11 protein-coding genes are annotated in these 8,822 nt (G+C 65.3%); 3 read left to right on the top strand and 8 right to left on the bottom strand.

Going from position 1 to position 8,822, the window contains the following annotated elements; all coding sequences use genetic code 11:
• Nucleotides 1-42: 42 nt before the first annotated feature.
• The 5 genes from ACFVVC_RS02750 to ACFVVC_RS02730 all read right to left on the bottom strand — a co-directional run bounded on the left by ACFVVC_RS02750 (nt 43) and on the right by ACFVVC_RS02730 (nt 3,827).
• On the bottom strand, nt 43-390 hold the full coding sequence (locus ACFVVC_RS02750) for an RNA polymerase-binding protein RbpA (protein WP_018761356.1): 348 nt from the start codon (nt 388-390) through the stop codon (nt 43-45).
• Nucleotides 391-626: 236 nt separating this feature from the next.
• Entirely contained in the window at nt 627-1,571 is a 945-nt protein-coding gene (locus ACFVVC_RS02745) for an SPFH domain-containing protein (RefSeq protein ID WP_387448839.1), read from the bottom strand.
• Between the two features lie 22 nt (nt 1,572-1,593).
• Nucleotides 1,594-2,067, bottom strand: a complete 474-nt coding sequence (locus tag ACFVVC_RS02740) for an NfeD family protein (protein WP_018761358.1) — start codon at nt 2,065-2,067, stop codon at nt 1,594-1,596.
• Nucleotides 2,068-2,195: 128 nt separating this feature from the next.
• Nucleotides 2,196-3,077: a methyltransferase domain-containing protein gene (locus ACFVVC_RS02735; RefSeq protein WP_387448835.1), complete on the bottom strand. Its 882-nt coding sequence runs from the start codon at nt 3,075-3,077 to the stop codon at nt 2,196-2,198.
• 69 nt (nt 3,078-3,146) lie between these two features.
• Nucleotides 3,147-3,827, bottom strand: a complete 681-nt coding sequence (locus tag ACFVVC_RS02730) for a peptide deformylase (RefSeq protein ID WP_387448833.1) — start codon at nt 3,825-3,827, stop codon at nt 3,147-3,149.
• 52 nt (nt 3,828-3,879) lie between these two features.
• Between ACFVVC_RS02730 and ACFVVC_RS02725 the strand changes: the two genes are divergently transcribed.
• Nucleotides 3,880-4,290: a nuclear transport factor 2 family protein gene (locus ACFVVC_RS02725; RefSeq protein WP_387448831.1), complete on the top strand. Its 411-nt coding sequence runs from the start codon at nt 3,880-3,882 to the stop codon at nt 4,288-4,290.
• Between the two features lie 22 nt (nt 4,291-4,312).
• On the opposite strand, the gene ACFVVC_RS02720 is transcribed toward ACFVVC_RS02725, so the two are convergent.
• Genes ACFVVC_RS02720 through ACFVVC_RS02710 form a run of 3 tightly spaced genes read right to left on the bottom strand, consistent with a single transcriptional unit; the run spans nt 4,313 to nt 7,401 of the window.
• Nucleotides 4,313-5,470 carry an FAD-dependent oxidoreductase gene (locus ACFVVC_RS02720; RefSeq protein WP_387448829.1) on the bottom strand — a complete coding sequence of 386 codons (1,158 nt, stop codon included), beginning with the start codon at nt 5,468-5,470 and terminating at the stop codon, nt 4,313-4,315.
• The gene (locus ACFVVC_RS02715; RefSeq protein WP_387448890.1) at nt 5,463-6,149 is read right to left on the bottom strand and encodes a class I SAM-dependent methyltransferase; all 687 of its coding nucleotides are present in this window, start codon (nt 6,147-6,149) and stop codon (nt 5,463-5,465) included. The genes ACFVVC_RS02720 and ACFVVC_RS02715 overlap by 8 nt, the downstream gene beginning before the upstream one ends.
• A 22-nt stretch (nt 6,150-6,171) precedes the next feature.
• A complete protein-coding gene (locus tag ACFVVC_RS02710) occupies nt 6,172-7,401 on the bottom strand; it encodes a type III polyketide synthase (protein WP_387448826.1) in 1,230 nt (409 codons plus the stop codon).
• Nucleotides 7,402-8,005: 604 nt separating this feature from the next.
• Between ACFVVC_RS02710 and ACFVVC_RS02705 the strand changes: the two genes are divergently transcribed.
• Nucleotides 8,006-8,407: a DUF3054 domain-containing protein gene (locus ACFVVC_RS02705; RefSeq protein WP_387448823.1), complete on the top strand. Its 402-nt coding sequence runs from the start codon at nt 8,006-8,008 to the stop codon at nt 8,405-8,407.
• A gap of 129 nt (nt 8,408-8,536) precedes the next feature.
• A complete protein-coding gene (locus tag ACFVVC_RS02700) occupies nt 8,537-8,818 on the top strand; it encodes an Lrp/AsnC family transcriptional regulator (RefSeq protein WP_018761366.1) in 282 nt (93 codons plus the stop codon).
• Nucleotides 8,819-8,822 lie beyond the last annotated feature (4 nt).

The following is an 8,822-nucleotide window of genomic DNA, read 5'->3' as shown; positions in this document are numbered from 1 at the left end:
TCCCCGCACTTATGTGCGGGGACGCCCCCTTTGTCGCGTGGCCTAGGCGGAGCGGCGCTCTCCACGGCGTTCGCGCAGAATGGTCAGGCGGTCCTCGAGGATCTGTTCCAGCTCAGGAAGCGAACGGCGTTCCAGCAGCATGTCCCAGTGGGTGCGGACTGCCTTGTCGTTGCTCGTATCCGGCTTCTCGCCGTCTACCAGGAGCGCTTCCTTGCCGGTCTTGGAGACCCATACCGGAGGAATTTCCGCCTCGGAGGAGAACGTCACGAAGACCTGCTCGCCATCCTCGCAACGGTACTCGACCCGCTGGCGCGGAGCCGGCTCAACTCCGGACTCGGTCTCCATGCTCTGCGCACCAAGGCGCATGCCCCGCAGGCTGCGATCGCTCATGATTTCTCCCTCTGGTCGGTTCGCGGATGAAAACTCCGCGACAGCCGGTGGTGACGATGCGCCGCCGGACTACTGTGTGCACTGTGCTGCATCATAGGATTCAACGCATTGCGAAGCTGTGTTGTTCCAGCCGGTGTTATCCTGCCGGACAAATACCCAATTGTACGGGCCTCTTGCCTTTCGGACCAAAACAGTGAGGACCCGCGCCGCGGGTCCCTCACTGTTTTACTGCGTGGTTACGGCTCGGTCCGCTGGGCCGGAACGTCGTCAAAGAGTCCGCTGGCCGCCTGTTCAGGCGCGGTGCCACCCAGGGCGTTCCCGATTCCCTTCAGGGCCTCGCCCACCTCACTGGGGATGATCCACAGCTTGTTGGCTGAGCCTTCGGCCAGTTTCGGCAGCGTCTGGAGGTACTGGTAGGCCAGGAGCTTCTGGTCCGGGTTTCCCTTGTGAATGGCATCGAAGACCTTCTGGATGGCCTGCGACTCGCCATCTGCACGGAGGATGGCGGCCTTGGCATCGCCTTCGGCCTTGAGGATGGCGGCCTGCCGCTGTCCTTCAGCGGTAAGGATGGCGGACTGCTTGGTCCCCTCGGCGGTAAGGATGGCGGCACGCCGGTCACGTTCGGCACGCATCTGCTTCTCCATCGAGTCCTGGATGGAGTGGGGCGGATCGATTGCCTTCAGCTCAACCCGGGACACGCGGATACCCCAGCGGCCTGTCGCCTCATCAAGAACGCCGCGAAGCTGCCCGTTGATCTGGTCACGGGAGGTCAGGGCCTCTTCGAGGTTAAGCCCGCCCACGACATTGCGCAGGGTTGTAGTGGTGAGCTGCTCCACCGCCTGGATGTAGTTCGCGATCTCATAGGTGGCGGCGCGTGGATCGGTGACCTGGAAGTAGACCACCGTGTCGATGGACACCACCAGGTTGTCTTCCGTGATCACCGGCTGCGGTGGAAAGGAGACCACCTGTTCACGCAGGTCCAGCAACGGCAGGAGCCGGTCCACAAAAGGAATCAGGATGGTCAGCCCCGGGTTGAGCGTCCGCTGGTATTTGCCCAGGCGTTCAACGACGCCGGCACGTGCCTGCGGGATGATCCGGACCGACCGGACCAAAACGATGACGACAAACACGATCAGGACCACCAACACAACGGCCAGTGCGGTTCCGCCTGCGTTTTCCATAAAACTCCTTATCCCCCAAATGTCAGGCTGTTTCAGGGCCGGTGGCCGCCGCCGGCGGCACCGAAACCACTGCTGTTGCACCATCAATGGCCGAGACGACCACTTTTTGGCCTGCGGGAAGTACTCCCGCAGCGGAGCGTGCGCTCCAAATATCGCCGCCGATTTTCACCAAACCGCCGTCCGAGGTCACGGCCTCCATGACGATGGCGGGTTCACCGATGAGGCGGTCAACGTTAGTCCGCTGCTCGGACGGGCCCTTCTTCAGATGCGAGAGCGCCACCGGCCGCACGAACGCGACCATGAGCAGGGATACGATGCAAAAGACCACCACCTGGAGCCACGGTTCGGCGCCGGCGAAGTCAGCTGCCAGGGCGGCAAGAGCGCCGCCACCAAGCATGATGAAGAACAGGTCAAGGGTGATCATCTCGATCACGGCAAACGCCAGGAACGCCGTGAGCCACAGCGCCCACCAGTTTTCCCCAAGCCACTCGAACATCCTGTTTCCCCCTTCGTCACGGGGGAGCCGCGTCTGCGGACCCGCCTGCAACTGTCTTTTCATCCTAGTCCGGGGACCGGGCAAGCGCGCCGGACGCAGGCGCCGGCCGGGGGATAGTGGCCAAGTCGTTACGCGGTGCCGTGTTTCCTGGGCCGGAAGACCAGCAGCCTGAACCGTGCGCCGGCCGTCACCGGTTCGGGGAGGCCCTCCAGCCGTTCTGCGATGTGGCCATGGTCCAGGTGGTGCCCCGCCGGTCCCATGAATGCCAGGTCCGCCGCGGCCGCGCGGCTCAACGTGAGGGCTATGTCGACGTCGAGGGAGCTGTCCAGGTCGAAATAGCCGGCCATGCCCTCCGCCAGGCGGTCATCCTTTCCCACTTCGATGCCGAGCATCCCGGTGACCGCGGCGACTTCCGCGAGGTGGCCGGGGCGCGGCGTCACCACCACCAGCACCCCGCCGGGGCGGAGTACCCGGGCAAATTCGGCCGGGTTCCGCGGGGCAAACACCACCGTGACGGCGTCCACTGAGCCGCTGGCCACCGGGAGGGGCTGCCAGATGTCGCAGACCATGTTGATGGCTTCCGGGTTGAGCCGCGCGGCGCGGCGCAGCGCAAACTTGGAAATATCCAGGCCGACCGCGGCCACGTGCCGTCCGTTCGCGGCGGCGGCGTCGAGTATCTCCCGGAGGTAATGGCCGGTTCCGGTTCCGGAATCCAGCACGGCCGCGCCGGCGTCCGGAAGATGAGGGACGACGGCGGAGGCTACGGCCTGTGCCAGCGGCAGGTAATGGCCGTTCCCCAGGAAGTTGACGCGGGACTGCACCATGGCGGCGCTGTCCGCCTCAAAGGACGTTCCTTTGCCAACCAGCAGGTTGAAGTAGCCTTGCCGGGCTGCATCAAAGTGGTGCCCGGCAGCGCAAGCCAAGCGGGGTTGCGTCCCGGCGCCAGGTCCGAGGAGATCCAGCGGATCCGAGCAGACGGGGCACAGGAGGGGGAAGTCCGCGGATGGCATGGACACCAGTTTATGGCGGCCTGCCTGTCCCACTGCCTCCTTACTTGGCAGGGGCGGGCGCGCCCGCACTCAGCCGAGGGATATTCCCGCGGGCCCGGCGTCGAACCCCAGCCCGGCGCTGGCCCTGCCGATGCCTGCTTCCGCCCAGTGTGCCGCGTACTCTGCGTTGCTGCTGAGGGAACGGAGCTGGGCACGGTCGATGTAGAGGATGCCGTTGAGGTGGTCCGTCTCGTGCTGGACGATGCGGGCCTGCCAGCCGGAGAACACACGCTGCTCCGCCGCGCCGTCGGGCGTCACGTACTCAAGCAGCACGGTGTCCGGCCTCGCCACCACGGCCTGGAGCCCGTTGAGGGAGAGGCATCCCTCATAGAAGGCTGCCAGCCCGGCCCCTTGCGGGGTGTAACGGGGGTTGAGGATCGCCAGGAATTCCAGCGGGCTCCGGTGCCGCAGTGCTGCGGCGTCGGGGTCGACGTCGTACAGGTCTTCCAGGACCGCGAGTTGCAACGGGATGCCAAGCTGGGGCGCGGCCAGGCCCACACCGGGGGCTTCGTGCATGACCTGGCGCATGACCTCGATGAGGCGCCCAAGCTGCTCCGCCGAAAGTTGACCATGGAACTCTGCGGCCTGCTGGCGCAATGCGGGGTGGCCGGCCTGGACGATCGGCGGCAGGGAACCGGCCGACAGGATCCGTTCCACGGCCTCGCGGATTTCGTCGGGCCCGGCGGTGGCAGGGGGAGCACTCTGGGTCATGGTGACAGCCTACTGGGGGACGGCCTGCGGAACCTCGGCTAGGGTCGATTGCATGGTTGATGAGTTGGCGCAGGGCTCGCCGCTGGAGCGTGTCCTGGAATTTATCCGTGTCCTCGAGGCGGGCGGTGGCGCCGCTGAGATCCGCCCGTTCCTTTCCGAGGGATTCCTCCTCACGGAGGCGCCGCACCTGCTGGCACCGGAGGGGTCCACCCGGACGTTGGAAGGCGTGCTTGCCGGTGCTGACCAGAGCCGCCAGGTGGTGGAGGACCAGGAGTTTGTGGTCCGCCGGACTACATGCGAGGGCGGCCGTGTGGCCGTGGAAGCCGATTGGTCAGCCACCCTGCTAATGGATCTGCGGTACTGGGATCGCGGCGAAACTATCCGGGCCAGGACGTCCTCTGTCTTTGAGGTGAAGGACGGCCTTATTGTGAGCCAGGACAGCTACGACTGCTATTTCCGCTAGGCACGCCCCGGCCCACCATGGTTCATTGCATGGTGAACCTCCTGCCTGCCCACCGGTTAACTGCTGGAATGGAGGCGGCAGTTCTGAGTGCGGCCGTACGGATTCGGAGCAGCGGAGCCGCCAGGGGCCGGCCGAGTGCCATATTGATTTCGGCCTGGCGGCGCGCGCGGACGGCTGCCCTTCGCCGGGCCCTTTCGAAGTCGCTGAACTGGCTGTGCGCAGGGCCGCCGGCAACGGCCAGGGAGACCAGCGGGGCGAGTGCTTCGGCATCAAACCAGCCCAGGTTCATGCCCTGGCCGCCGATGGGACTGATCTCGTGGGCCGCGTCGCCCAGAAGGATTGTCCGTCCGGCCACTGCGCGGCGGGCGATTGCCGAACTGACGCTGAAGGCGCTCAGCATGGAGGTGGTGGCCGGGTCGGGGCGGATTCCGGTCCGCCGGCGTACCAGGCCGGCCAGGTCGGCGGCCGTCGCGGCGCCGGCCGGGCAGTTGAGCCGCACCACCCACCGGCGGATTCCGCCGGGGAGCGGGAACGATTCCACGATTCCCTGCTGTTCGAGGAAGAGGGCAGCTTTCTCACCCAGGCCGCTGTCGTCGTCGAAATCCCCCATGAGGTAATGGTCCGGATACGTCCTGCGGGAGGCAGTCACGCCCAGCGTGGCCCGCAGTCCGGAGCGGGCACCATCGGCGGCCACCAGCAGCGCGGCCGTAGCCCGGGCCGGCCCGTGCGATGAATGTTCCGTGGAGTCGAACGCGACGGTGACCCTGCCGCCGTGGTCAGTGAGTCCCGTAACGTTCGCACCCCTGACCAGCGCGTCGGGGTCCAAGGCCCGGACGCGGTCTTCCAGGATTTTCTCCGTCCTGAATTGGGGAAGGGCAAGGACGAAGGGAAAGTCGGCAGACACGGTGCCGAAGTCCATGGTTCCCACCGTTTTTCCCCCGCTCAGTGCTACGCCCTTACGGATGCGGACACCCTCCTGAACCATGGTCGATGCCACGCCAACCCGGGCGAGTGCCCGCAGTGCCGGCGGGTGGATGCCGATGGCCCGGGTGTGCTGGTTCCGCGACTGGCGCTGTTCGAGGACCTTGACGGCGACGCCCTCCTGGAGCAGGAGCGCGGCAAGGAACAGTCCAACAGGGCCGCCGCCGGCAATGACAACATCGGCCGCCAGCTCAGCCACGGCGCCAGGTGAGGACTTGATGGAATGCTGACGACCGTTCCACGGACCAGCCCGGGGGAGCGGCTGCGGACAATTCGGCGGGTTTGTAGCTGCGCCGGATGGAGGTGAGGCCGTCCTCGCGGATGAAGGACTGCCGGAACGGCAGCGCGGCAACGCTGAAGAGGGCGAAGGCTGCCGGGCTGCGGATGAGGTCGTTGTGCAGCGATGTCGTTTCCGCCAGGATTTCCGAATCCGCCAGCAGGTGCCGGAGCTCTCCCGGGGACAGGTGGTGGAGGACATGGTTGGAAATGACGACGTCGAACCGGGCCCCTTCGCGGACGAGGTCGCTGCTGTGGGCCTCCCGGAAGTCCACGCCGGAGTCAGCAGCACGCTGCCGGGCAAAGCGGGCTGCGCGGGGATCCGGGTCGATTCCCGTGACGTGCATCGGTTTCCCGTCCCGGGCGGCCCAACGGGAGAGCATGACGGCGAGGTCGCCGCCGCCGCATCCAAGGTCCAGGATGGTCAGCGGGCGTCGCTGCGGTGGAACGATGGGCCGAAGCTCCCTCGCGTAGAGTCTGCGCCATCCGGACAGGACCTTGTTAATGATGCCGAACTGCCGGTAGGTGTTTTCCAGGAGCCGCGCGTCACAGTCGGGGCGGTCCATCTGCTCCACGGCAGCCGCAGCGCGGCGACCCAGCATGAACTGCATTGCCCGGTCCCGTTCAGCCGGCTGTCGCTGCCTCGGCGATCGCCCGCCCGGCACTGAGGCCGTCACAGGTGGCTGCATCCGAGGTCTTTCCAGGTCCCGCAACGGCCTGCCGGAGCTTGGTAAACAGGCCTGTTTCCACGGTCAGGCCCGGGCCAAAGGCCATGGAACAGATGCGTTCACCCCCGCCGGTTCCGTCCCGGAGCGGTTGTTCCAGGATGTACTTGAGGACGAACAGAACCGTGGCGCTGCTCATGTTGCCGTAGTTGCGAAGGATTTCGCGGGCCGGCACCAGCTGCTCCTCCGTAAGGTTCAGCCGCGACTGGACCTTGTCCAGGATGCTGCGGCCGCCTGGATGGATGGCCCAGTGGGGGATTGAGGTGTAGGGGAGTGCCGCCAGCTCCGGTTCCCGCGCCAGGAGGGGCTCCAGGGCACCCACGATGTGGTCGTCGATGATGTGGGGCACGTAGTTGCCGAGCACCATTTCGAACCCGTTGTCGCCGATGTTCCAGGCCATCGAGTCTTCGCCCACAGGGGTCAGGACCGTTTCGAAGTGGTCCAGCGCCAACAGTCCGGTGTCCCGGGCTCCGGGACGGGCCGTGACGACGGCGGCAGCGGCTCCGTCGGCGAACAGCGCCGAGCCCATGATGGAATCAGGATCGTTGGACGTTCGCACGTGCAGGGAACACAGTTCCGCGCAAACGACCAGGACGACGGCACTGGGATCGGCCGCACAGAACAATTTTGCGGCCCGCAGTGCGGGAAATGCCGCGTAGCAGCCCATAAAGCCCAAGTGGTAGCGCTGGACAGCGGGGTTCAGGCCAAGCTCACGGACCACCTTGTAGTCCGGGCCGGGATTGAAGAATCCTGTGCATGAAACGGTGATGAGATGAGTTATGTCAAGTAAATCAACATCTGGGACGGCCGCCAGGGCAGCACGGGCCGCCTCAATGAAGAGCTTCGTGGCTTCCCGGGCAAAGATATCGTTGCGGACCTTGGTGCTCGGATTCAGCAGGAGTCCGGATTCCTGGTCGTAGAACTGCGGGTTGTCTGAGCGGGACGTATTCGTCATCTCCTGTACGGCGGTGAACCGTGTCTCGATGGCTGCACCGTCGAAGCAGGTGTTTACCAGCCGTGAACCCAAACGCGACAATCCCGGCTGTGCAGCGAAGACATCGCGGGCTTCGGACTGGATGAGCTTGGTCGCCGGGACTGCAGTTTCCAGGGAACACACGTAGGCCGTCATTGGTTCATTCTTGACGCGCGCCGCACCAAAGACAATGGGCCCCATGGGGATTGACCAGCCGATTCGCAGGATTGGGATCCGGCGTCGGGGCCATGGCCATCCGCTCCGCTCCCGGACATTACCATTGCGCCGATAACCTACATTATGTCAAGTAATGTTTGGGAGAGCCCGGACAGGAGTGCCTGACGGCCCTCTCCGGGCTCTGACTTTGTCGGCGGTTCAGTGGCGCCGGCGTATGGAGGCCCCAAACACGCCTCCGACGGCGAGTCCAACGGCGCAACCCCAGAAAGGGCTCTGAAACAGGGCCAAGCCCAGGCTGAACCCCAGTGCGGCACCGACCAAGGTGCAGATCCAAAACGGTTTGTTCACTATCTCTCCGGATGCAGGGAGCGATGACGTCGATCCCTGCTGACACTACTGCATAGCCCCATATCCGTTCCCCAGGTGATTCCCTGCCGCCCCAATGTGTTGCAGGTGGCCTCATTCCGGTAAGGAAGCTGTGTCCGGCGCCCGTCCGAACCACCTTCTGGAGCTTCCCGCTCCCCCGGCCAGTGAACCAGGTCGCCGGACGGGAGTCCCGCCCCGGACGGCTAAGCTGAAAGCCATGGATTCCCTCAAAACGAAGTCGGCACCGTCAGTTGTGGCGCGAACCGTCATCCTGGCCGCTGCGGCTGACCTCATTCTTATCCTGGCGTTTGCGGCAATTGGACGCGATGCCCACCATCGGGAAGAACCCGTCCTGGGTGTCTTGCTCACAGCGTGGCCGTTCCTCGCCGGCGCAGCCGCCGGCTGGATGGCCGCACGGGCATGGCGGAATCCCCTGTCAACACTCCGGGCAGGCGTTCCGGTATGGCTTGGCAGTCTGATCGGTGGGATGCTCCTCCGGGCGTTGACCGCCCAGACTGTGGTCCTCCCCTTTGTCATAGTGGCCACGTTGGCCCTGGCAGTACTTCTGGTGGGCTACCGGCTGCTGCTCGCCGGCGCGGCCCGCCTGCGCCGCAGGTAAGGGCTCAGCCTCAGGCAGGAAATCCCGGCCTGCAACGCATCCGGAAGTGGCCCGCCCGTGTAATAGGCTGGCAGCAGAGAAACAGCTGCCGGGCTTCGCCGCGGCGGAACTGATTGAAGGGGTACAAACGTGGTCACCGCATTTGTTCTGATCAAGACTGACGCCGCGCGCATTCCGGAGACGGCAGAGGAAATATCGGCCATTGAGGGCATCAGCGAGGTGTACTCCGTCACCGGGGAATGGGACCTGATCGCCGTGGCGAGGGTGCCCCGGCACGAGGACCTCGCAGACGTCATCGCTGACAAACTCTCCAAGGTGCCCGCGGTGGTCCACACAACCACCCACATTGCCTTCCGCGCCTACTCGCAGCACGACCTGGACGCCGCGTTCTCGCTTGGCTTCGAACAGTAAGGAG

It is taken from the genome of Pseudarthrobacter sp. NPDC058196, assembly GCF_042882685.1.
Lineage (GTDB): Bacteria > Actinomycetota > Actinomycetes > Actinomycetales > Micrococcaceae > Arthrobacter.
The sequence above is the reverse complement of the archived record's forward strand: the minus strand, read 5'-3'. Positions and strand labels throughout refer to the sequence as shown.